At 62.0% G+C, this 20,099-nt stretch carries 19 protein-coding genes, 1 tRNA gene and 1 pseudogene; 11 read left to right on the top strand and 10 right to left on the bottom strand.

Annotated elements, in window-relative coordinates; translation table 11 throughout:
* Nucleotide 1 precedes the first annotated feature (1 nt).
* Nucleotides 2–187: a hypothetical protein gene (locus K6I40_RS25685; protein ID WP_222918230.1), complete on the bottom strand. Its 186-nt coding sequence runs from the start codon at nt 185–187 to the stop codon at nt 2–4.
* 414 nt (nt 188–601) lie between these two features.
* Here K6I40_RS25685 and K6I40_RS25680 point away from each other — a divergent pair, with 414 nt between their 5' ends.
* Nucleotides 602–3,727, top strand: a complete 3,126-nt coding sequence (locus K6I40_RS25680; RefSeq protein ID WP_222918228.1) for an adenosylcobalamin-dependent ribonucleoside-diphosphate reductase — start codon at nt 602–604, stop codon at nt 3,725–3,727.
* A 116-nt stretch (nt 3,728–3,843) separates the two neighbouring features.
* On the top strand, nt 3,844–4,020 hold the full coding sequence (locus K6I40_RS25675; protein WP_222918226.1) for an HVO_2523 family zinc finger protein: 177 nt from the start codon (nt 3,844–3,846) through the stop codon (nt 4,018–4,020).
* Nucleotides 4,021–4,166: 146 nt separating this feature from the next.
* Here the strand turns inward: K6I40_RS25675 and K6I40_RS25670 are convergent.
* A pseudogene (locus tag K6I40_RS25670) lies at nt 4,167–4,930 on the bottom strand (VTT domain-containing protein).
* Nucleotides 4,931–5,164: 234 nt separating this feature from the next.
* On the opposite strand from K6I40_RS25670, the gene K6I40_RS25665 reads away from it, so the two are divergent.
* The 3 genes from K6I40_RS25665 to K6I40_RS25655 all read left to right on the top strand — a co-directional run bounded on the left by K6I40_RS25665 (nt 5,165) and on the right by K6I40_RS25655 (nt 6,271).
* Nucleotides 5,165–5,249: transfer RNA gene (locus tag K6I40_RS25665), tRNA-Leu, on the top strand.
* Between the two features lie 218 nt (nt 5,250–5,467).
* Nucleotides 5,468–5,620 carry a hypothetical protein gene (locus K6I40_RS25660; protein WP_222918223.1) on the top strand — a complete coding sequence of 51 codons (153 nt, stop codon included), beginning with the start codon at nt 5,468–5,470 and terminating at the stop codon, nt 5,618–5,620.
* A gap of 87 nt (nt 5,621–5,707) precedes the next feature.
* Complete coding sequence (locus tag K6I40_RS25655) at nt 5,708–6,271, top strand: DUF420 domain-containing protein (protein ID WP_222918221.1); 564 nt, start codon at nt 5,708–5,710, stop codon at nt 6,269–6,271.
* Nucleotides 6,272–6,326: 55 nt separating this feature from the next.
* On the opposite strand, the gene K6I40_RS25650 is transcribed toward K6I40_RS25655, so the two are convergent.
* The gene (locus K6I40_RS25650) at nt 6,327–6,524 is read right to left on the bottom strand and encodes a DUF5800 family protein (protein ID WP_006431251.1); all 198 of its coding nucleotides are present in this window, start codon (nt 6,522–6,524) and stop codon (nt 6,327–6,329) included.
* A gap of 148 nt (nt 6,525–6,672) precedes the next feature.
* On the opposite strand from K6I40_RS25650, the gene K6I40_RS25645 reads away from it, so the two are divergent.
* The 6 genes from K6I40_RS25645 (at nt 6,673) to K6I40_RS25620 (ending at nt 13,144) form a co-directional block, all read left to right on the top strand.
* Nucleotides 6,673–7,533: a polymer-forming cytoskeletal protein gene (locus tag K6I40_RS25645; RefSeq protein WP_222918219.1), complete on the top strand. Its 861-nt coding sequence runs from the start codon at nt 6,673–6,675 to the stop codon at nt 7,531–7,533.
* Nucleotides 7,534–7,877: 344 nt separating this feature from the next.
* On the top strand, nt 7,878–8,744 hold the full coding sequence (locus tag K6I40_RS25640; protein WP_222918217.1) for an electron transfer flavoprotein subunit beta/FixA family protein: 867 nt from the start codon (nt 7,878–7,880) through the stop codon (nt 8,742–8,744).
* A gap of 1 nt (nt 8,745) precedes the next feature.
* The gene (locus K6I40_RS25635; protein WP_222918216.1) at nt 8,746–10,332 is read left to right on the top strand and encodes an electron transfer flavoprotein subunit alpha/FixB family protein; all 1,587 of its coding nucleotides are present in this window, start codon (nt 8,746–8,748) and stop codon (nt 10,330–10,332) included.
* Complete coding sequence (locus tag K6I40_RS25630; RefSeq protein WP_222918214.1) at nt 10,325–11,998, top strand: FAD-dependent monooxygenase; 1,674 nt, start codon at nt 10,325–10,327, stop codon at nt 11,996–11,998. The genes K6I40_RS25635 and K6I40_RS25630 overlap by 8 nt, the downstream gene beginning before the upstream one ends.
* A gap of 1 nt (nt 11,999) precedes the next feature.
* Nucleotides 12,000–12,404 carry a hypothetical protein gene (locus tag K6I40_RS25625; RefSeq protein ID WP_222918211.1) on the top strand — a complete coding sequence of 135 codons (405 nt, stop codon included), beginning with the start codon at nt 12,000–12,002 and terminating at the stop codon, nt 12,402–12,404.
* Nucleotides 12,405–12,577: 173 nt separating this feature from the next.
* Nucleotides 12,578–13,144 (top strand): plastocyanin/azurin family copper-binding protein, encoded by a 567-nt coding sequence (locus K6I40_RS25620; RefSeq protein WP_222920462.1) that lies wholly within the window; start codon nt 12,578–12,580, stop codon nt 13,142–13,144.
* 41 nt (nt 13,145–13,185) lie between these two features.
* Here the strand turns inward: K6I40_RS25620 and phoU are convergent, their stop codons facing one another.
* The 7 genes from phoU to K6I40_RS25585 all read right to left on the bottom strand — a co-directional run bounded on the left by phoU (nt 13,186) and on the right by K6I40_RS25585 (nt 20,017).
* Nucleotides 13,186–13,857 carry a phosphate signaling complex protein PhoU gene (gene phoU, locus K6I40_RS25615; protein WP_222918209.1) on the bottom strand — a complete coding sequence of 224 codons (672 nt, stop codon included), beginning with the start codon at nt 13,855–13,857 and terminating at the stop codon, nt 13,186–13,188.
* A 263-nt stretch (nt 13,858–14,120) separates the two neighbouring features.
* Nucleotides 14,121–14,612, bottom strand: coding sequence for a metal-dependent hydrolase (locus tag K6I40_RS25610; protein WP_222918207.1), 492 nt, complete (start codon nt 14,610–14,612; stop codon nt 14,121–14,123).
* Between the two features lie 166 nt (nt 14,613–14,778).
* Entirely contained in the window at nt 14,779–15,648 is an 870-nt protein-coding gene (gene pstB, locus K6I40_RS25605; RefSeq protein WP_222918205.1) for a phosphate ABC transporter ATP-binding protein PstB, read from the bottom strand.
* Between the two features lie 2 nt (nt 15,649–15,650).
* Nucleotides 15,651–16,541 carry a phosphate ABC transporter permease PstA gene (pstA, locus tag K6I40_RS25600; RefSeq protein ID WP_222918203.1) on the bottom strand — a complete coding sequence of 297 codons (891 nt, stop codon included), beginning with the start codon at nt 16,539–16,541 and terminating at the stop codon, nt 15,651–15,653.
* Nucleotides 16,541–17,464, bottom strand: coding sequence for a phosphate ABC transporter permease subunit PstC (pstC, locus tag K6I40_RS25595; RefSeq protein WP_222918201.1), 924 nt, complete (start codon nt 17,462–17,464; stop codon nt 16,541–16,543). The genes pstA and pstC overlap by 1 nt, the downstream gene beginning before the upstream one ends.
* On the bottom strand, nt 17,461–18,435 hold the full coding sequence (locus tag K6I40_RS25590) for a PstS family phosphate ABC transporter substrate-binding protein (RefSeq protein ID WP_222918199.1): 975 nt from the start codon (nt 18,433–18,435) through the stop codon (nt 17,461–17,463). Before K6I40_RS25590 ends, pstC begins: the two co-directional genes overlap by 4 nt.
* A gap of 556 nt (nt 18,436–18,991) precedes the next feature.
* A complete protein-coding gene (locus K6I40_RS25585; RefSeq protein WP_222918197.1) occupies nt 18,992–20,017 on the bottom strand; it encodes a phosphate ABC transporter substrate-binding protein PstS family protein in 1,026 nt (341 codons plus the stop codon).
* Nucleotides 20,018–20,099 lie beyond the last annotated feature (82 nt).

The raw sequence follows: 20,099 nt of genomic DNA, 5'->3' as shown, positions 1-20,099 counted from the left end.
ATCAGACGCCGGGAAGCAACTCGAGTTGCCCGACCGCGTAGAGGGCCGCGAGGACGACTGCGGCGACGATGCCGACTCGAACGGCCAGTTTGATCGCGATTCGGAGCGCGATGACAGCGACCGCGAAGGCGGCGAGTACGGTCAACACCAGCAGGACCGGTGGTGCCGACGTCAGTGCATCGATCATATGCTATTTCCCATGCCCAGTGACGTAATCTTTCTGGATACTATGACTGACTCGCGATATTGACTGACTCACGAAGAAATATCTACAAACGAGAAAATCACGGGACTGCGACGCCATCTCATCGGTTACAGTCATTTTCAGCCGAGTCTGAAAATCGTTAAGACGGTCCGCGACGTAGGTATCGTTGACCACCCAGGCGGCCGTTTCGACGGTCGCGGGAGAATGAACCACGATAGGTTACAGAGATATCTCTGAAACCGAATTTGTATTACTACAAGAAAAGTAGGACAACAACACCACGTTTTATGAGGGATGCATGAATACCGAACCTTCGTCACGAATGATGAGAGCAAGGATTCCGACTCACGCCAGAATCGACACGCGGCGGCGGTATAGCGACGAGGTGACCCGCGCATGAGCGACGCCGAGCTATCCGCGGCGGATCTCACCCTCCCGATCAAACGCTCCGACGGGGAGACCCTCGAAGAGCGATTGACCGACAACGCTTACAATAACATTCTCCCGGCTCGCTATCTCCGGAAGGACGCCAACGGCGACCTGATCGAGACACAGGAGGACCTCTTCGATCGCGTTGGCAAGAACGTCGCCCTCGCAGAAGCGGTCTACGAGGCCGAAAAGCAGGACCACGAGATTACGGTCACGCCCGACCAGCTGAAGCCCGACCATCCACGCCGAGACGAACTCGCCGGAGAAGTCTTCGGCGAGGGTGTCACCGTAGACGACGACGCCGAGACGACGCTCACCGAGCGCAACGTCAACAAGTTCGCGTACGATACTATCGTCCCCGAACTCCCCGACGAGGTACGCGATCACGTCGAGGACGTCGCCGGGTCCTTTACGGACGGAATGGAGTCGCTCTCCTTTATGCCGAACTCGCCGACCCTGATGAACGCAGGAGACGAGCTCCAGCAGCTCTCAGCCTGTTTCGTCATGTCCCCCGACGACGACCTCTCGGATATCCACGAGACCGCCAAGAAGGCGGCCGAAGTCTTCCAGTCCGGCGGCGGCGTCGGATACGGTTTCTGGCAATTGCGCCCCTACGGTGACTCGGTCGGCTCGACCGGCGGTATCGCCTCCGGCCCGATCACTTTCATGCGGACCTACGACCAGCTCTGTGAGACCATCGCCCAGGGCGGGACCCGTCGCGGTGCCCAAATGGGCATCATGCGTGTCTCCCACCCCGACGTCATCGAGTTCATTCACGCCAAGAACAAGGACGTCTCGCTCGCTCACACACTGCGACTGAACGATCCGGACGACTACACCTACACCACCTTCTCGGAAGCCCTCGAGGAGGCCCGTGACCTGATCGACGAGGACGGGCGCGTGCCCAAACACCTGCGCAACGCTGTCGAGGGCCACCTCTCGAACTTTAACATCTCCGTCGGCGTCACCGACGACTTCATGGACGCGGTCCAGAACGGCGAGGAGTACACGTTTACCAACCCGCGTACGGAAGAGCCCCACATCGCCACCGAGGAGACCAAGGAGATGTACAGCCGGTACGACCTCGGCGAGCACATCGAGGTCGGTGAACCGCTCTCGATCCCGGCGGAACTCGTCTGGGAACGCATCGTGCAAGGTGCCCACGAGAACGGCGAACCGGGCGTCATCTACCTCGAGCGAGTCAACAAGGAACACTCCTTCGACGTCGAGAAGGAAGACGACCACCGGATGCTCGCGACGAACCCCTGTGGCGAGCAGCCACTCGAGGAGTACGAGGCCTGTAACCTCGGCCATATCAACCTCTCGACGCTGGCGGATCTCGACGCTCCCGACTGGCGCGTCTGGTCCGACGAGCACGGCGACGAGTACGATTCGCAGGAAGCGGCCGTCGACGCTTTCCTCGAGGAAGCTATCGACTTCGAGGAGTTCGATGAACGCATCGAGTACGGCACCCGCTTCCTCGAGAACGTCGTCACGATGTCGGACTTCCCGGTCGAGGAGATCGAAGAGAAGGTCCGAGATATGCGCAAGATCGGTCTGGGCGTCATGGGCCTGGCCCAGCTATACGTCCAGCTCGGGATCAAGTACGGCAGCGACGAAGGGAACGAAGTCGCCAGCCAGCTGATGACCCACATCAACCACGGTGCAAAGGCCAAGAGCCACGAACTCGCCGAAGAGCGCGGTTCGTTCAACGACTGGAACGAGTCGAAGTACGCGAACCCAACCGAGTACCGCGAGTGGTTCGAGCGCCAGACCGGCGAGAACGCCGACGACTGGGAAGACGGCTTCCCCATCCGCAACCACAACGTCACGACCATCGCCCCGACCGGGACGACCTCGATGGTCGGCAATACGACGGGTGGCTGTGAACCGATCTACAACGTCGCCTACTACAAGAACGTCACCGACGACGTTCAGGGCGACGAGATGTTAGTCGAGTTCGACGACTACTTCCTCCGCGTCTTGGAGGACAACGATATCGACGTCGATGCCGTCAAGGAAGAAGCACAAGAGCAGATGGCGACGAATCAGTTCGACGGCGTCGAAGGCCTCTCGACGGTGCCGGACGCGATCGGCGAACTGTTCGTCATCACCTCGGCCGTCTCGGCGAAACAGCACGCTGCAGTGCAGTGTGCCTGCCAGAACGGTGTCGACTCCGCCATCTCGAAGACGGTCAACGCACCGAACGACTCCACGCTCGAGGACGCCAAGGAGGTCTTCGAGTGGGTCTACGAGAACGGCGGCAAGGGCGTCACCTACTACCGCGACGGTACCCGCTCGAAACAGGTGCTGACCACGCGTGCGGACAACGCCGACTTCGCCGACGAGACCGAAGCCGCCCAAGCGCTAGTCGAACAGATCGACGAGATCTTCGGCGGGCTCGAGGCCTTCCTCGAGAGCGATGAAGTCCGGGACGTCCTCGAGGAGGACGTCGGCTCGCTGGTCGACAACGATGACCGCCAGCCGGTCGAGATCGACTTCACCGAGAAGCGCGAGCGACCCGATGCGCTACAGGGCGTTAGCCAGCGCATCGACACCGGCTACGGAAAGATCTACGTAACGATCAACGAAGATCCCGAGACCGGACAGCCGTTCGAACTGTTCGCGAACATCGGCCATTCCGGCGGCTTCACGAACTCCTTTACCGAAGCGCTGGCAAAGGTCATCTCGACCTCGCTGCGCTCCGGTGTCGACCCCGAGGAGATCGTCGACGAACTCTGTGGCACTCGCAGTCCGAAAGTCGCCTGGGACAAGGGCGAACAGATCCAGTCCATCCCGGACGCCATCGGCACTGCGATGCGGCGCTACCTCGACGGCGAGATCGACAAGCCGTACCCGAAACAGCAGACACTCGAGGAGTCGGCCGACGCCGAGATCGCCGACTACGACGGTCCCAAGACCGACGGCGGTGCGGCCGCCGCGCAGGGCAGTGAGGCCGCGGACGACGACGACACGACCCAGGACCTCATCGACGCCGGCGAGTCGCCGGAGTGTCCCGACTGTGGCTCGATGACGCTGTACTTCTCCGAAGGCTGCAAGACGTGCGAATCTTGTGGCTGGAGCGAGTGCTGAGCGCTGACTGAGGCCGTTTCGACGCTGTCTTTCTGCGTCCATTTCTCCCTCTCGTTTCGCGCTCGACGATCCACTGGAAACACTACACTTAGCATCGCTGGCGAGAACACTATCGTATGACTGCCGACAGTGAGACGAGGTCGGACGGTGGTGTCGATACGGACGGCTCGAGCAACCAGACCGCCGCCGGTCCGCGCTGTCCACACTGCGACGCAGCGATGTACAAGCGCCACTGCAAGTACGTCTGTCCCCAGCACGGGGTCATCATCGATTGTAGCGATCCCTTCCGCTGAGCACCGTCTCTCGAGTCGGAGCACGAATCCGAACGGCTCGCTCGTCGAGACGTTCGGCGACGAGTAATCGAGAGTCGATAGCGCACCCCACGGCCCTGGTTTCCGCGTTTTAATCTGCGTGACCGCAGGTACTGGCAGCGACGCCGTTAGCTGTCCGTCGATCGGCTCGCACTGTCCGTGTCGTCCGTTTGTGTTCGGCTCCCCGTCCGAATCCTGTGGTACGCGGGGCCGGCGAGGAGGAGGACGGCGGCGACGCCACAGGCCAGCGACAACGCTACGCCGACGCCCTCGAGCCCGCTCGCGGTGATCGTCGCCGCCGAGGCACCGACGACGACGGCAGCGATCGTCCACGGGAGTTCGCCGATCACCGTCCCGACTACCAGCTGGCGAGCCTCAACGCCGCTGACCGCGGCGGCACACGTCGCGACGTCCGAGGGAATCGGTGCCAGTCGCGAGGCGATGACGCCACGGAGCGGCCCGCCGTCTCGTAGTAGCGCGCGACGGTCTCGCCGGCCTGCTCGAGGAGGCCGCTGTCGGTGTCCTCGCCGGGCGTTTCGGTGGCTCGAGAGCGAGTGTCTCGAGTCGTCGCCGGGTCATCAGCGGCCAGCCAGCGCGCCGCGACGAAGACGGGAAGGACAGTTACAACGACACCGACGAGTGCGACGGGGACGCCGACGGCGACGCCGAAGCCGTAGCCGACGACGACCGCGAGCGGTGTCGTCGGCCATGCGAGGAAGGGGCGCACGAGGTAGAGTCCGGCGACGAGGAGACCGAACAGGAACGGATCCGCAGCGACGGCATCAACGGTCCCGACTATCGTCGACGGCGAGACGAGCACGCCTGCGGCGACCGTGCCGCTGGCCACGGCCGCACCTGCGAGCGCACGCGTTCGAGCCGACCACATCGACATCGGTCGACGATTCCCCTCGAGTATTGAAACCTTTGTGTCTCTCGCAGGTCGAGAGCCGATCGGACGGTACGGAAAGACGCCGGAATCGGTCAAACGAGTGCCGGCAAGGCGAGTGTCTCGAGTGTCCGTTACTCGCGGGCCCCGTTCCCGTGGGACCCAGCCGCAGTCGCCGACCTAAAGGAAAGGGCTTTTATAATCACACTGGATACGAATGAGTGCAGACAGAGACCGCGAGCGTGGGTAGCCAAGCCAGGCCAACGGCGCAGCGTTGAGGGCGCTGTCCCGTAGGGGTCCGCCGGTTCGAATCCGGTCCCACGCATCGCATAGGTGGGTCACTCCACCACAAATCGATGCAGGTGATTTCCCTTCGTGGACATCACCCACGCATAATTCCTTCCGATGCTACACCGACGAGCGATGGCTTCGTCTCTCGCATCGTCTTACTCGAGGGAGGGTACCGTCGAGCCGAATCACCGCCGGTGAACAGTTCGTACCAAGTAAGGAATATACTTTAGTAACGATAGGTGGGTATTGAATATGGACTTGCAACTGCTGTTCAGTTACATGACTCTCGTCGGACTGTTGTTCCTCGTCGCCGTTGTGGCCGCATCGTATGCAGGAACGACGATTGCACTGAAGCGGTTTTTCAGAGCGGAAACCCGGAAATTGGCTGACAACGACCCTCAATAACACTGTTCGAGACGCGTTAGCGGACCGTCGAGTGGGTAGTCCAGCAAAGAGAGCAACCACTTTCCCGTTGCGCTCGAACGTCCACACATGGAATACGTCCCTCGAGAGCGCGTGCGCCTTCTCACCGGCGTGTTGAGCGTCGTGTCGCTGGCGGTCGTCTTCGCGGCCGCAGGCGGACGAATTCCGTCCTCGAGCGTGCCGGCAGCCCCGGAGTGGGTCCTCGATGCGATTCCGCTCGTCAACGCCGTGCTCAGCGCGGCCGCGATCGGCACGATCACGCTCGGCTGGCGGGCGATCCGACGCGGCGACATCGAGCGCCACCGCGTCGCGATGGCCGCCTCGTTCGGGCTGTTCGTGGCCTTCCTCGCGCTCTATCTCTACCGACTGACCGTGACCGGCGGGCCCCAGCCGTTCCCTGGCCCCGATCAGGTCTATCAGTTCGTCTATCTGCCGCTGCTGGCGATACACATCTTCCTCGCGATCGTCTGTATCCCACTGCTCTACTACGTGCTCTTGCTCGCGCTCTCCCGCCCGATCGCGGAGCTTCCGGACACGAGCCATGCCCGCGTCGGCCGCATCGCGGCGACGCTGTGGCTGGTCTCCTTCTCGCTCGGGATCGTCGTATTCGCCCTCTTACACGTCGTCTACTGACTCGAGGCGCCTGAAACCGGACGACGGTCCGCTCCTTGGACTCTTCAGGGACAGTTCAGTCGAGAATGTCGCCGATACGGCGGGGCTCGCCCTGCAGGTTCGGCTGTTCGGCGACGATCTGTAGCACTTCGTGGTCGGTCACGTCGTAGTACGATTTCTCGGTCGCTTCCTCGATGAGTTCCTGCTCGAGACGGAACTCGGTGCCTTCGTAGACGACGTCGACTCCCTTGTCGTCAAATGCGAGCGTAGTCATGGCCGGACGTACGCGGTGGGGTAATAAAAGCGAGGCGACTGTGATCGACGGCTGAAGCGATGCGAGTGCCGAGAAGAGCAGACGGGCGTCAGACGAACGACTGACGACGCGCGAGCTTTATTAGGTGGTACTCCCTTTGGACCTGAGTGTGGCCTTCAGCAGGGATCCGCTCGACGAACTCGTCGTTCCCGACGGAACGGAAACTCAGGAGCGTGACCTCGTTACCGACGGAGATATCCTCGTCGGCGGGCGCTCGAGCGTCGAGTTCGGCGTCCGCGGCCGGAACGTGCTGGCCGGCGAATCGGCCGAGTTCGGCGGGGCGATCGAGGCAGGCGGCGACTGTCGGCTCGACATGTGGTGTGACGTAGCCGAGAACGTCCTCGTCGGCGAGGATGCATACATCGGTGAGCGCGTCCATATCGGTGATCGACTGAAAGTCGCCGGCGATCTCGACATCGGCGACGACGTAGAGATCGAGGACGGGTTCGAAGCCAACGGCTGGATCGTCATCAGGAACCCGATGCCGACGATCGTGTTCCTGTTCGTCTACCTCAAACACCTCCTCCTCCTCGGCGAGGAAGACGCCGCTCAGCAGCTCATCTCTGAAATCGTCGATGATGAGGAGGACGGTGAGCCCGATACGGAGCCGTTCGTCATCCCTCGGAACGCAACCGTCGGCGACGATACCTGGCGTGTCTCGACGCCTGCGACGATCGGCGACGACTGCCGACTCCACGGCAACGTCCGTGCCGAGACGATCGACGTCGGCAGCGATACCACGATTTTCGGCAGCCTCCGCGCCCGTGGCGACATCACTGTCGGCGAGGGGACCCAGATCCACGGCGATCTGACCACCCGCGACGGCGACGTCACGATCGGTGCGGACGCTCGCATCCTCGGCGACGTCTCCTCGGCCGACCTGGAACTCGGTCCAGACGGCGAGGTCGACGGGACGATCCGCGCCGACGGCGAAATCACGATGGGCACGACCGAACGCGACCCCGAATAACAACGAGTGACCACCAATCCGTTTGCCCGCTGGTCTCATTCTAGCCCCAGTTAAAACGGTTCACACACTGATCGCCATACAGCCCCGCGATCGGGTGTGCACGACGTTCAACTGGCGCTATAGTCGGTGATCCCCCGCCGCCGCTCGAGTTTGCGACCCACTGATAGCTGCCGGTCCGCGATCGATACCCAACTGAAACCCGGCTGCTCTCGGTTTTGATCCGACTGCTCGGCACGGGTGGCGATTTCTCTTGGCGATACGGACCCCTATTCTTAATACTGATACTTACGACAGGGTATGACGAGCATGAGAGAGAACGACAAGCAAGTAGAATGGAGGGTGTCATGCGATCGATCGTCCTAACGAAAGGTGTCCCGGACTTCTCGGAGGGAGCCGTCTCGTTCGACGAGGACGGTCACTTAGAGCGGGGGAAGACGCCGACGGTGATGAATCCGAACGATGAGTTCGCGCTGCAGGCCGCGCTCCAGACCACGGTCCGCCACGGCGGCCACGTCAGCGGAATGAGCATGGGACCACCGGGATACGGTGATGTCCTCCAGGGGGCGATGGAATCTGTCTACACCGACGACAGCTATCTGCTCTCGGATCGGGAACTCGCTGCCTCCGACACGTGGGCGACGGCGATCACGTTGAGCGCCGGCCTCGAGACGTACCAGGAGGAAATCGCCGACATTGACCTCGTCTTCGCGGGGTTCAAGACGGCGGACGGGGAGACCGGCCAGACCGGCCCGCAGACGTGCTGGGCGATGGACTGGCCGATAGTCACGCACGTTATCGCGCTCGACATCGATCCCGACGAGCGGACCCTACGCGCGAAACGACTTGTCGAGGGAGACATCGACGAGATCGAGACGGTCGAAGCGCCCTTGCCCTGTTTCGTCATCACTGATCCCGAGTTCGAGCCGACCTATCGGAAGGCATCACACAGGTTGGCGCACAAAGAACTGCGAGCCGAAACCGAGGAGCGAGCCGCCGAGCACGAGGATCACCTGACGACGTGGGACCACACCGACCTGAACCTCGATCCGGATTATATCGGGCTCGACGGCTCGCCCACGATCGTCTCCTCGGTCGATCCGATCCCCAAAGCGCCGTCCGAGCGGGAGGCGACAATGATCGATCCCGATGACGAGGGCATGGGAGAAGTACTCGAGGAAATGCAGCCGTATGCCGCTGGAGCGGGTGATTAGAATGACAGCAATAGATCCAGACGACCACACGGTTGACGAACTGACCGAGGAACTCGAGACGGTCGACGATGAGGACGAACTACAGGCGATCCTCGAGGCAGAGCGAGCCGGACAGGACCGGGCGACGGCTCGCGAGGCGGTCCACCGGCGGCTCGAGGAGACCGGTGCCGAAGCGGACGACGAGAGCGACGGCGTCGAGGAGGGCACGGAAACGGAAGGCGAGTACGAGGAGACGAAAGAGGACGTGGGTGACGAAGCAGAGGGTGAGGACGTAGACGAAGACGAAATCGACGAATCAGAAACCGAGCCAGACGAAGCCGAAGGGGAAGCGGAGGAAGACGACGGCCTCTCTCATCCTACCCGTGACAAGAAACACATCCGGGCGCTCGAGGACGGCGACTACGCGGACATGTGGATCTTCTGTGAGACGCAGGGCGGGGAGTTGCTCGATGTCTCGAGGGAGATGCTCGGGAAGGGCCGCGAACTGATGGACCAGTTCGAAACGGACTACGGTGACGAGGAAGACGTTGTCGCGTTCCTGATGGGCGACGACTGCGAGGACCTCGCCGAGGAATGCATCGCCTACGGGGCCGATGTCGCGGTCTATCACGAAGACGAGCGCCTCGAGCGGTTCCTGCACAAGCCCTACACCGAAATCGCGTCCCACATGGCTCGCGGGGAGGGAACCATCGAGAGCACCGACTGGCGGGAGTACGACAAGCCGCGCTATATCCTGTTCCCGGCGACGAACAACGGCCGGGACCTCTCGGCGAAGGTTCAGGCCGAACTCGACTCCGGGCTGGCCTCGGACTGTTCGGACCTGTTCATCGAGGAAAACGAAATCTCGAATCCGGTCAAGACCGGTGAGCCCGGCGTCAAGAAGACCGTCGAGAAGGTCCTGCACATGAAGCGGCCCGACTTCTCGGGCTTCGAGTACTCGACGATCCTCTGTCTCGATAACCCGGACCGGGACTTTCATCCGCAGGGAGCATCGGTCATTCCGGGCAGCTTCGAGCCGATAGAGCCGGACGCCGATCGCGACGGGCTGGTCGTCGAACACGAAATGGAACTCCCCGACGACTGGTTCCGCGTCGAGATTACCGAGTACGATCAACTCGAGGCCGGGATCGACCTCACCGGCCACGATGTGATCGTCTGTCTCGGCCGCGGGATTGGGGACGATCCCACCGAGGGGATGGAACTCGGCCTCGACCTCGTGGACGCGTTCGAGGACGCCGAACTCGGCATCACGCGGGGGATCGTTACCTCCTCCTACCAGTTCGAGGGCCACGTCGAGGCGTACTCGAAGGAGGAACGCCAGATCGGTGAGACCGGGCAGGTCGTCGCACCCACGATCTACATCGCCGCTGGCGTCTCCGGTGCGGTCCAGCACAAGGTCGGCATGGACGAGTCCGATACCATCATCGCGATCAACACCGATACCGACGCCCGGATCCGGGACTTCTCGGATTACTTCATTGAGGGAGATCTCTTCGAGGTCCTGCCACGGCTCACCGAGGCCGTCGAATCGGGAGAGACGGACCTCGAGCCCGAGGCCGTCGCCGACGGAGGTGAGGACGATGACTGATGAGTACGAACACTACGAGGCCGTGGTCGTCGGCTGTGGCCCCGGCGGGGCCGCGGCGGCCGCGCGGCTGGCCGATCACGGTGTCGAGACGCTCGTTCTGGAGCGAGGGACCGAAGCGGGCTCGAAGAACGTCTCCGGTGGACTGATCTACGCCGAGGACTCCGCACCGTACACGCTCGAGGACCTCTTCGACGGCTTCCGTGAGTCGGCCGCCGAACGGCCCGTTACGGACTACTACATCCACAACGTCGCCGGGAACACGGTCAAAACCTACGATCTAGCCGACCTCCACGAGCACGACACCGACTGGTGTGACGCCGTGCTCCGGCGGGAGATGGACGCCTGGCTCGAGAAGCGGGTCCACGAGAAGACGAGCGAGACGGGCGGCGGGGTGCTAACGAACGTGCGAGTGAACGGCCTACTCAGAGAAGACGGAGAGATCATCGGCGTCACCTGTGACGAGCTCGATCCGATCGAAGCCGACCTCGTCGTCGCGGCCGACGGCGTCAACTCCGAACTCGCCCGCGATGCCGGGTTGATGGACTGGGAGGAGCCCAATGAGTGGTTCCAAGGTGTCAAGGCCGTCGTAGATATGGATCCCGACGCGATCAACGACAGGTTCGACATCGGCTCGGACGAAGGCGCAGCCCACCTGTTTTCGGGCGACCTCTTCGAGGACGTCCGCGGTGGCGGCTTCCTCTACACGAACGAGGATTCGCTCTCGATCGGGACCGTCTTCCACCTCGACAGTCTCGTCAAGCAGGAGGCCGAACCCCACGAACTGCTCGATGCCTTGCTGACCCATCCGCTGTTGGCGGGCTGGTTCAAAAACGAGTACCACGAGCGGGAGTACTCGGCGAAGCTCGTCCCCGACTCGAAGAAGGTCGCCCACCGAGAGCCCTACCGCGACCGGCTCGTCCTCGTCGGCGACGCCGCCGGCCAGATGCAGGCCCAGGGACCAATCATCAAGGGGATGAACCACGCCGTCACTGCCGGGGCACTCGCGGCCGACGCCTTCGCCGTCACCCGGGGAAACAGCGATTCCGAGGCCGCCGGCCGGCGCTATACGAAGCTGCTCGAGGACTCCGGCACGATGGACAAACTCCGACCCCGGCGGTACGAACTCTCTCGGACCGTCGGCGAGCACGACGCCGTGACGAACGTTGTCGAACGGGTCCTCGACTCGCCGATCGGCTCGCTGGCGGTCGGGAACCCCGTTGCCGACCGCCTGCTGCAGCGGGCGTACAACTCGCCGTTCCTCGTGTCGATGCTGCCGGATACGAAGACAGGCTACGTCTCTCTGCCGACGCTGATCGCCGAGGAACACGGTAAGACGATCCACTGGGAGAGCGATATCGAGCCGCCGAGCCTCGAGGAGCGCATCGGCGACCTCACCTACGACACCGACGTGGGCAACCCACATATCGAACTCAGGGACGAATCCTACGCCGCCAGCGGTGCGGCGGTCACCGCCTGTCCGGTCAGCGCGGAGGACTTCGGCGGTGGCTGCTACCGCTCTGAGGCGGTCAAGACCAACGGCACCGAGGAGACGCTGGTCAGCCTCGATACCCAACCCTGCGTCGAGTGTGGGACCTGTGCGATCGTCGCCGACACCGAGTGGGAACACCCCCGCGGCGGCAAGGGCGTCGAGTATCGCGAGGGATAGGATGAGTCGGTACGGCCCTCGAATCGCCGCACTCGCTCGCCGCGCCGAGCGCGAGCGGGCGGCGTTCGATGACGGCTCCCGTCCGGCGGATTCGGCGGGCGCGGTGACGGGCTCCGACGACGCCGACGTCTATCTCCGAGAGGGTGCAGGGCCGGCCATCTGGCTCTACGTCGAGGCCCGAACCGGCGGTCGCATGGTCCCGTTTACCCGTCCCGAACTCGCTGCCCTCGAGGACGCGATGAACCGCTGGTTCGAGTGTTACGCGCGCTGTCATGGCGTCGCCCTCGAGGCCGAGTTTACGGTCCGCGAGGCGGCCGAACTATTGCTCGAGACGCGAAACGTCGTCGATACGGCCCAATTGCTGACGTGCGTTCCCGAGCGAAACCGGGAGCAAGGTCGCGATTGACGGCGTGGTTCTGCCGACCAGAGACGGCGACGATATTCGGGATCGGAAATTGGCGATACGCGGCCTCAAACCGCCCCGTACTTGACACCCACGCAGTAGACGGGTATTCGACTATTCCCGTTGAGCGCAAAGTCAACCTGATGGCACGAGACGATCGGTTATCCCGACGGCGAATGCTTCAGTTGACCGGTGTCGCGACTTCGACGGCGTTTATCGCCGGCTGCGGTGGTGGCGGAGGCAACGGCAATGGTAACGGCGGCGGCAACGGTGGCGGTAACGGCGGCGGTGGTGACGGTGTCGAGATTGAGCCCGGCACGACGGTCGAATTCAGCGGCCAGACTAGTTACTGGGAGGGTCTCGCACCGTCCGAGATCGAAGGGATGGAGAATCCGACACTCATCCTGCAGGAGGGTGAAGACTACACGATCGGTTGGACGGAAGGCGACGGATCGGGCCACAACATCGAGATTCGTAACGATAGCGACGAAGTAGTCGATGACCTCTCGACAGAAGTGGTTTCCGAGCCGGACGACAGCCAGATGCTGGACATCACGGCGAGCAGCGAGATGGCTCAGTATGTCTGTCAGCCCCACGAGGCCCAGATGGTCGGCGATCTCCAGATCGGTGGCGGCGGTGGCGGCAGTGATGGCAACGAAACTGGCGGCAACGAGACCGGTGGCAACGAAACTGCTGGCAACGAAACCGGCGGCAACGAGAGCGCTAACGAAACGAGCGGGTGACGCGGTCCGACGTCCGGTGGGGCGCTCCCCGCGGACTCTTGTCAGTAGATGAGTTCGTCGTCGTTCTCGACCATATACAGGGTCCGCGCGGCGATGTTGACGGTGTGATCGCCGACCCGCTCGAGGTCGCGAATCGTCAGTAGGAGCCGCGAGACATCCTGCAGGATCCGTTCGACTTTGTCAGTCGACTCGAGTTCGCGCTCGATGAGGTCCCGGACGACGATCTCGCTCGCCCGTTCGGCGAACTGGTCGAGTTCGTCGTCACGGGCTGCCAGTTCCCGGCACGTGTCGGTGTCCTCGGTATCATAGGCGAGCATCGCGTCCTCGAGCATATCGAGGGTCAGTTCGCCCATCTCTTGGACATCAACGTCAGGGAACAGGTCCCGTTGGGCGTCCATCGTGTACTCGCCGAGGTTGGTCGCGAGGTCGGCGATCCGTTCGAGGTCGGTGATGATCTTGAACGACGCGGCGATGAATCGCAGGTCGCTCGCGACCGGCTGCTGGAGCGCGAGCAGGTCGATGCAGTCCTGTTCGAGGTCGAGATACATCCGGTTGATCTCGCCGTCGCCCTCGATCACTTCGCGGGCGAGGTCCTCGTCTTTCTGCTCGAGCGCGTCTAGGCCCATTCGAAGCCGTTCCATGACGACCTCGCTCATGTAGAGGACGTCCTCACGAACTTCCGTGAGCTTTTCCTGGTAGGATTTTCTGGCCATACTGTGAAAGATCGCTCGTTACTGATAAAGACTGTGTGCGAACCCCTCTCTCCGCCGGCTACGGAGTCAGGAGCACCTCCGTGCCACCCTCCTCGCGCTCGCCGAACCGCTGGGCCGTCTCGAAGAGACATCGGGCTCGAAGACGAGCCCGGTGAGAGGCGTGGATCGGTACCGACGATCCGCGACGTGAGGGTTGGAGAAAGCCGCGACGCGAAGACAAACGGTCCGATAGAGACGGTCTCGGCCGGTCGAGCGGGATCGTACTATCGGAACCACTCGAGTACCGGGTTTGGAGTGGATGCGGGCACCCGATAGCTGAAGTCGTATTTCATGGCGAGTAACCCACCGAGGATCACGGTTATTGCGACAGCCGCCGTGAGGGTATTGAGAAAGAGCCAATCGAACGACGCCCCGTACAGCGTATCGTCGATCGGAGCGAACAGGCGGACGCCACCGCTCAGGAGATCCATTGCAAGATGGGAACCGAACCCGACGGCAGCGGCCCTCCAGGGGCCGAAATAAGCGAGTAGGCCGACCACGACGACCCCGGCCAGAAGCGAGTGTGTCAGTGCCCGATGACTCCACAGAATTCCCTCTCCATACCCGAGATCTGCCAGCAGCGGAAAGATGACGATATCGATGTCGGGGAAGGCGGCGGCGAGCGCCGACACGAGATACGGTTCGGGCCGTTCGGCTCGAAAGAGCAGCAAGACCAGTGTCAGGCTCAGCAGGATATGGACCCCATCGGCGACCATCGTCCATCGAACCATGGTATGTCGTATAATAAGCGACATGGTAAGCAAAAGACACTTAGTTGCCCGCGAGACTATCCAATTCGACTTATGAAAATATCAGACCTGAACGAGAAGGGCGACGAAACGACGCTTCCGATGGAAAACTGAACCGAACGCGACGACCGATCTATCCGAACTTGCCGGTGATGTAGTCCTCGACGCGGTCGTGTTTGGGGTTCTCGAAGATCTTGTCGGTGTCGTCGAACTCGACGAGTTCCCCGCCGGTCAGGAAGACCGCTGTCTTATCGGAGATCCGAGCGGCCTGTTGCATGTTGTGCGTAACGATGACGACCGTATACTCCTCGGCGAGATCCTCGATCAGATCCTCGATCTTCGAGGTCGCGATCGGGTCCAGCGCCGAGGCCGGCTCGTCCATCAGGATCACGTCCGGATCGGGTGCGATCGCCCGTGCGATACAGAGCCGCTGTTGCTGGCCACCGGAGAGGTCTAGTCCGCTCGAGTCGAGTTGATCTTCGACTTCCTCGAGTAACGCAGCCCGCTCGAGGGCGGTTCGAACCTTCTCGTCGACGTTATCGTCCTTGCCCTGAACCTTCAGCCCGTAGGCGACGTTGTCGCGGATGCTCTTGGGGAACGGATTGGGCGACTGAAAGACCATGCCGATCTTCCGGCGCAAGGCGACCGGATCGACGTCATCGTCATAGACGTTCTTCCCGTCGAAGCGCAGTTCTCCCTCGACGTGGGCGCTGTCAACGAGGTCGTTCATCCGATTGATACACCGGAGGAATGTCGATTTCCCACAGCCCGAGGGGCCGATGACCGCCGTGACCTTCTTTTCGGGGATCTCGATGTCCACGTCGGCGAGTGCTTGTTCCTCACCGTAGTAGACGCTCAGATCTCGTGCCTCGAGGAGCGTCCGGTCCATCATCGTCTCCCCGCCAGTGTCGGCGGGATCGGCGAGGCCGTCGGTTCCCGGCGTCGGGGCAGGCTGGTCGTCGGTCGATTCCGTTTCCGAGGAAGTCATCTGTTCGTTAGTCATTGTCAGGTGCGCTGTTGATATCGGTTCCGGATGACGATCGCGATCGAGTTCATCGTCAGCAAGACGACGAGCAGCGTGACGACGCCGGCGGCGACGACGCCGTACTGGAACTCCGTCTGGGGGTAGGACGCCCAGTTGTAGATCTGCAGGGGCATCGCGCTGACCTTGCTAAAGAGGCTGGTCGGGGCTCCGAACACGGTCGTCGGTGCCGCGATCATGATCAGGGGCGCCGTCTCGCCGATCGCACGGCCCAGTGCGAGGATCGTCCCGGTCATGATACCGGGCATCGCCCGCGGCAGAACGACGTTGCGGATCGTCTGCCACTTCGTCGCGCCCATCCCGTAGGAGGCCTGCCGCTGGGAGTCGGGTACCGCCCGGATGGCCTCCTGTGCCGAAATGATGACGATAGGGAGGATCAGCAGGGAGACGGTAAACGCGGCGACCAGTATCGTCCCGTAGCCGATGTTCAGGAGACCGATGAACAGTCCCAGTCCCAGCAGGCCGTAAACGACCGACGGGACGCCGGCGAGATTGGCGATGTTGAGCTGGATGAATCGTGTAAGGTACCCGTCGCTGGCGTACTCCTCGAGGTAGACTGCCGCGCCGACCCCCAGCGGGAACGTGATCAGCGCGATCAGGAGCATGATCGCGATGGAGCCGATCAGTGCCGGCAGGAATCCTGCTTCGTACGGGTTCGGATGGGGTGGATTCGTGAGGAACTGCCAGTCGAGCCAGCCAACGGCGTCAACGGTGACGTTCGCCAGCAACAGTGCGAGCGAGACGATGCCGACGAGAGTCGCCGCAAGCGCGATCAGGCGGAAGGCAACGTCTTTCGTTCGGCTGATCCGACCGAAGCCCGCGTCGGCGGATGCGTCCTGTGTGTCGGCCGCCATTAGCGATACACCTCCCGATAGCGTGACGCAACTATTTCGCTGATGAGGTTCATAACGAAGGTGATGATGAACAGCGCCAGTCCGACCGCAAAGAGGCTCTTGTACGCGACGCCTTGACCGACGATGTCGCCGGTCCCGATCTGGACCATCGCGGCGGTCATCGTCTGGATCGAATCCAGGAACATCCCCGCCGGATCGGCCACGTCAGCCATTCGCGGGGTCTGTCCTGCGGCGATGGCGACGATCATCGTCTCGCCGATCGCTCGCGAAAGCGCGAGGATGAACGAGGAGAAGATGCCCGACAGCGCCGCCGGAACGACGACAGACGTGGAGACGGTGAACTTCGTCGCACCGAGGCCGTAACTGGCCTCGCGAAGCGAGTCCGGCACCGCGCTCATCGAGTCCTCGCTGATCGAGGAGACCATCGGAATGATCATGATCCCGACCATGATCGACGCCGAGAGCGCGTTGAACGTCGACAGGGGCAAGAACGTGTCCAGTGCCGGCGTGACATAGACGAGCGCGAAGTAGCCGTAGACGACCGTCGGGACGCCCGCCAGAACCTCGAGTGCGGGCTTGAGGTACGCTCGCTGGCGCTCGGAGGCGTACTCGCTGAGATAGATCGCGGTCAGCAGGCCGATCGGGAGCGCGATCATCGCTGAGCCGACGGTGATGATCAGCGTCCCCGAGATCAGCGGCAGGACGCCGAACGCGATCGGTTCGTTCGTTGGACTCCATCGCGTGCCCGTGAGGAACTCGACGGGCGAGACGGTCTGGAAGAACGCGATCGCGTCGACGACCAGCGTCAGAATGATTGCGGCGGTCGTCAGAATCGACAGGAGCGCACACAGCATGAAGAGGTATCGGAACACCGTGCCGCGTGCGGTGCGAATGCCGTCGTGAGAGAAGTCCGGTTGGCTCATTCGGTCACCTCCTCGATCGCGGTCTCGAGTTTCTCGAGGTTCTCGTCGCGCTGGGTTTCGGTGATCGGGACGTAGCCGACATCGGAGACCAGATCCGTCGTGGCTCGTTCCATGTAGAAGCGAGCGAAGTCCCGGACTGCCGGTTGCGCGAGCGATTCCTTGGCGACGTAGATGAACAGGGGTCGCGAGAGGGGCCTGTACTCGCCGGATTTAGCCGTCTCGATCGACGGCTCGACGCAGCCGTTTCCATTATCGATCGAGATTGCTTTGATTCGATCCGGATTTTCGCTGTAGTACGCAAAGCCGAAGTATCCGATCGCGTTCTGGAAGCCGCGAACGCCCTGAACGATCGATCGATCGCGCTCGGTCGCGTAGTAGTCGCCCGTGTGGTTTGCCTCTTCACCGAGGATCGCCTCGTTGAAGTAGTCGAACGTGCCCGAGGTCGTCGCAGCGCCGTAGAGTTCGAACTCCTGATCGGGCCACTCCTCGTTGATATCGCTCCAGCGCTCGGCGCCGTCGGTGCGCCAGATCTCGCGGAGTTGTTCGACGGTGAGACAGTCGACCCAGTCCGCGTCCGGGTTGGCGACGACCGTCAGCGCGTCCGTCGCGATCGGGAACTCGAGCGGCGTGACATCGCTGTCGCCACACTGTTCGATCTCGGCATCCGCGATCGATCGGCTCGCGTTGTTGATATCGGTTCGTCCCGCACAGAAGAAGTTCCCGAACCCACCACCCGTCCCGGTCTTACTGAGCGAGAGGTTGATCGTAGGATTCTCTTCGGAGAAGGCGGACGCGATCGCCTCGGTCACGGGAAACACCGTGCTGCTTCCCGCGATGTTTACTTGGTTGCCCTCCGCGGCGAAGACGCCGGTACAGCCGGCCAAGCCGCCGGAGAGGGCAACGCTTGCCGCGGCGAGAAAATCACGTCGACCGAAGCCGGTCGACAAAGACGCCGTGGTATCTCTCGACATCACCGAATTGAAGCCACAGAGCAGGTAAGTATACTACTATGAGTGCTATATAGAGATATGTAATCCCGGGAAGAAATGACGGTATCACAGCGAGTGCCGATAGCAGTACACGAAACGCATATATGTGCCAATGGTTGCCGTTCTGTATATTCGGATCCGAACGATGTCCCATGTTTTGACTACATTCTTGGCGTAACAATAGCGACATATATAGATACTCGTCACGATACTGCAGGATTCCAATCGCATGACAGCGTCGGGTTCGGGTTTCGCCGTACCGATCCCATTCGAGCGACTGACGAGGAGACCGGTCCAGCCGTCGACGCCTCGAGTGCCGGCGTCATGACGATACGGACCGTCCAGAACTAGAGGAGCCACTGGCAGTCACTGCACACCAGATCGCATGATAGCTGTGCGATCAGCGTGTAAACCGTTTCAGTGGCGACTATACTCGCCGCTGCTCGACAGGATCGGGTGTCCCGCCCCGTCACTCGGCGATAAACAACGTCGACCGATACAACATCGAATCTAGATCGTAGAAGCAACTCGGGTCGCGTTACTCGCCAGCGATCTCCGCGAGCCTATCCAGATTTGCGGCGGACTGCTCGTCGCTCGAGGGCACGTAGTTGACATTGTCCGCGATCCACTCGGCCGTCGCCTTCTCGAGGTAGAACCGGACGAATTCGGAAACCTCCTCGCGCTGGAGGGCTTCTGCGGAGGGATACATGAACAGCGGGCGGGCCATCGGGTACGTCCCGTCGCTGGCCGCCTGCAGACTCGGTTCTCCGCAGGCGTCGCCCTTGTTCGCTTTGATATCGAGTGCCGTGACTCGGTCTTCGTTCTCTGCGTAGTAAGAGAAGCCAAAATAGCCCATCGCGTACGGGCTCTCCTCGAGCCCTTGAACGATGGTCGTGTCGTCTTCGGTGCCGACGTAGTCGCTCCGATGGGGGCCGACCCTGCTGACAACTGTCTGGGTAAACCAGTCGTACGTTCCGGACGTCGTGTCGGGGCCGTAGAGTTCGAACTCCTCGTCGGGCCAATCGGAGTCGATCTCGGCCCACGTCTCAGCACCGTCCTCGCTCCAGATTCGGGCCAGTTCGTCGAAGGACAGACAGTCCGCCCACGTGTTCTCGGTGCTGACAGCCATCGTCAGCGCGTCGCCCGCGATCTGCATCTCGACCGGTGTGACGTCGTTTTCTGCGCAGTGATTTTTCTCCGTGGACTTGATTTGCCGGGATGCACCGTTGATATCCGAATCGCCGGGACAGAAGTGCCGTTCGAACCCGCCACCGCTCCCGGTCGACTCGACCGTGACGGTTACTGCCGGGTTCTCCGCCATGAAACGGGCGGCCATCTCCTCGGAAATCGGATAGACCGTACTCGAGCCCGTGACCGTGACTTCGCCCGAGAGCTCCTCGCTGCCCCCGGGTTCGCCCTGATCGGTGGTCTCGGGGTCATCATCGTCGTCGGTATCGGACCCGAGACAGCCAGCGAGAGCGGTCGCACCCCCCACACCCGTCGCCGTAATAAATTGCCGCCGCGAAACCCCCCGGAGAGCCCCATCGAACTGGTCGATTCTCATCACGTCAACGACACGGAAGCATATAAAAATACGATGCTATGTGTCGTGTATATCGATCAATAGATCCCTATTCGGATATAGA

The organism is Natrinema sp. SYSU A 869, assembly GCF_019879105.1.
GTDB lineage: Archaea > Halobacteriota > Halobacteria > Halobacteriales > Natrialbaceae > Natrinema.
Note: the sequence above shows the minus strand (reverse complement) of the source record. Positions and strands in the feature narration are given on the sequence as shown.

Coding starts and splice junctions, on each gene's coding strand:
- K6I40_RS25590 (WP_222918199.1), bottom strand. CDS start 18,435: ATGTCGAGAGATACCACGGCGTCTTTGTCGACCGGCTTCGGTCGACGT.
- K6I40_RS25685 (WP_222918230.1), bottom strand. CDS start 187: ATGATCGATGCACTGACGTCGGCACCACCGGTCCTGCTGGTGTTGACC.
- K6I40_RS25625 (WP_222918211.1), top strand. CDS start 12,000: ATGAGTCGGTACGGCCCTCGAATCGCCGCACTCGCTCGCCGCGCCGAG.
- phoU (WP_222918209.1), bottom strand. CDS start 13,857: ATGGCCAGAAAATCCTACCAGGAAAAGCTCACGGAAGTTCGTGAGGAC.
- K6I40_RS25640 (WP_222918217.1), top strand. CDS start 7,878: ATGCGATCGATCGTCCTAACGAAAGGTGTCCCGGACTTCTCGGAGGGA.
- pstB (WP_222918205.1), bottom strand. CDS start 15,648: ATGACTAACGAACAGATGACTTCCTCGGAAACGGAATCGACCGACGAC.
- K6I40_RS25620 (WP_222920462.1), top strand. CDS start 12,578: ATGCTTCAGTTGACCGGTGTCGCGACTTCGACGGCGTTTATCGCCGGC.
- pstA (WP_222918203.1), bottom strand. CDS start 16,541: ATGGCGGCCGACACACAGGACGCATCCGCCGACGCGGGCTTCGGTCGG.
- K6I40_RS25610 (WP_222918207.1), bottom strand. CDS start 14,612: ATGGTCGCCGATGGGGTCCATATCCTGCTGAGCCTGACACTGGTCTTG.
- K6I40_RS25585 (WP_222918197.1), bottom strand. CDS start 20,017: ATGAGAATCGACCAGTTCGATGGGGCTCTCCGGGGGGTTTCGCGGCGG.
- K6I40_RS25660 (WP_222918223.1), top strand. CDS start 5,468: ATGGACTTGCAACTGCTGTTCAGTTACATGACTCTCGTCGGACTGTTG.
- K6I40_RS25680 (WP_222918228.1), top strand. CDS start 602: ATGAGCGACGCCGAGCTATCCGCGGCGGATCTCACCCTCCCGATCAAA.
- pstC (WP_222918201.1), bottom strand. CDS start 17,464: ATGAGCCAACCGGACTTCTCTCACGACGGCATTCGCACCGCACGCGGC.
- K6I40_RS25635 (WP_222918216.1), top strand. CDS start 8,746: ATGACAGCAATAGATCCAGACGACCACACGGTTGACGAACTGACCGAG.
- K6I40_RS25650 (WP_006431251.1), bottom strand. CDS start 6,524: ATGACTACGCTCGCATTTGACGACAAGGGAGTCGACGTCGTCTACGAA.
- K6I40_RS25655 (WP_222918221.1), top strand. CDS start 5,708: ATGGAATACGTCCCTCGAGAGCGCGTGCGCCTTCTCACCGGCGTGTTG.
- K6I40_RS25630 (WP_222918214.1), top strand. CDS start 10,325: ATGACTGATGAGTACGAACACTACGAGGCCGTGGTCGTCGGCTGTGGC.
- K6I40_RS25675 (WP_222918226.1), top strand. CDS start 3,844: ATGACTGCCGACAGTGAGACGAGGTCGGACGGTGGTGTCGATACGGAC.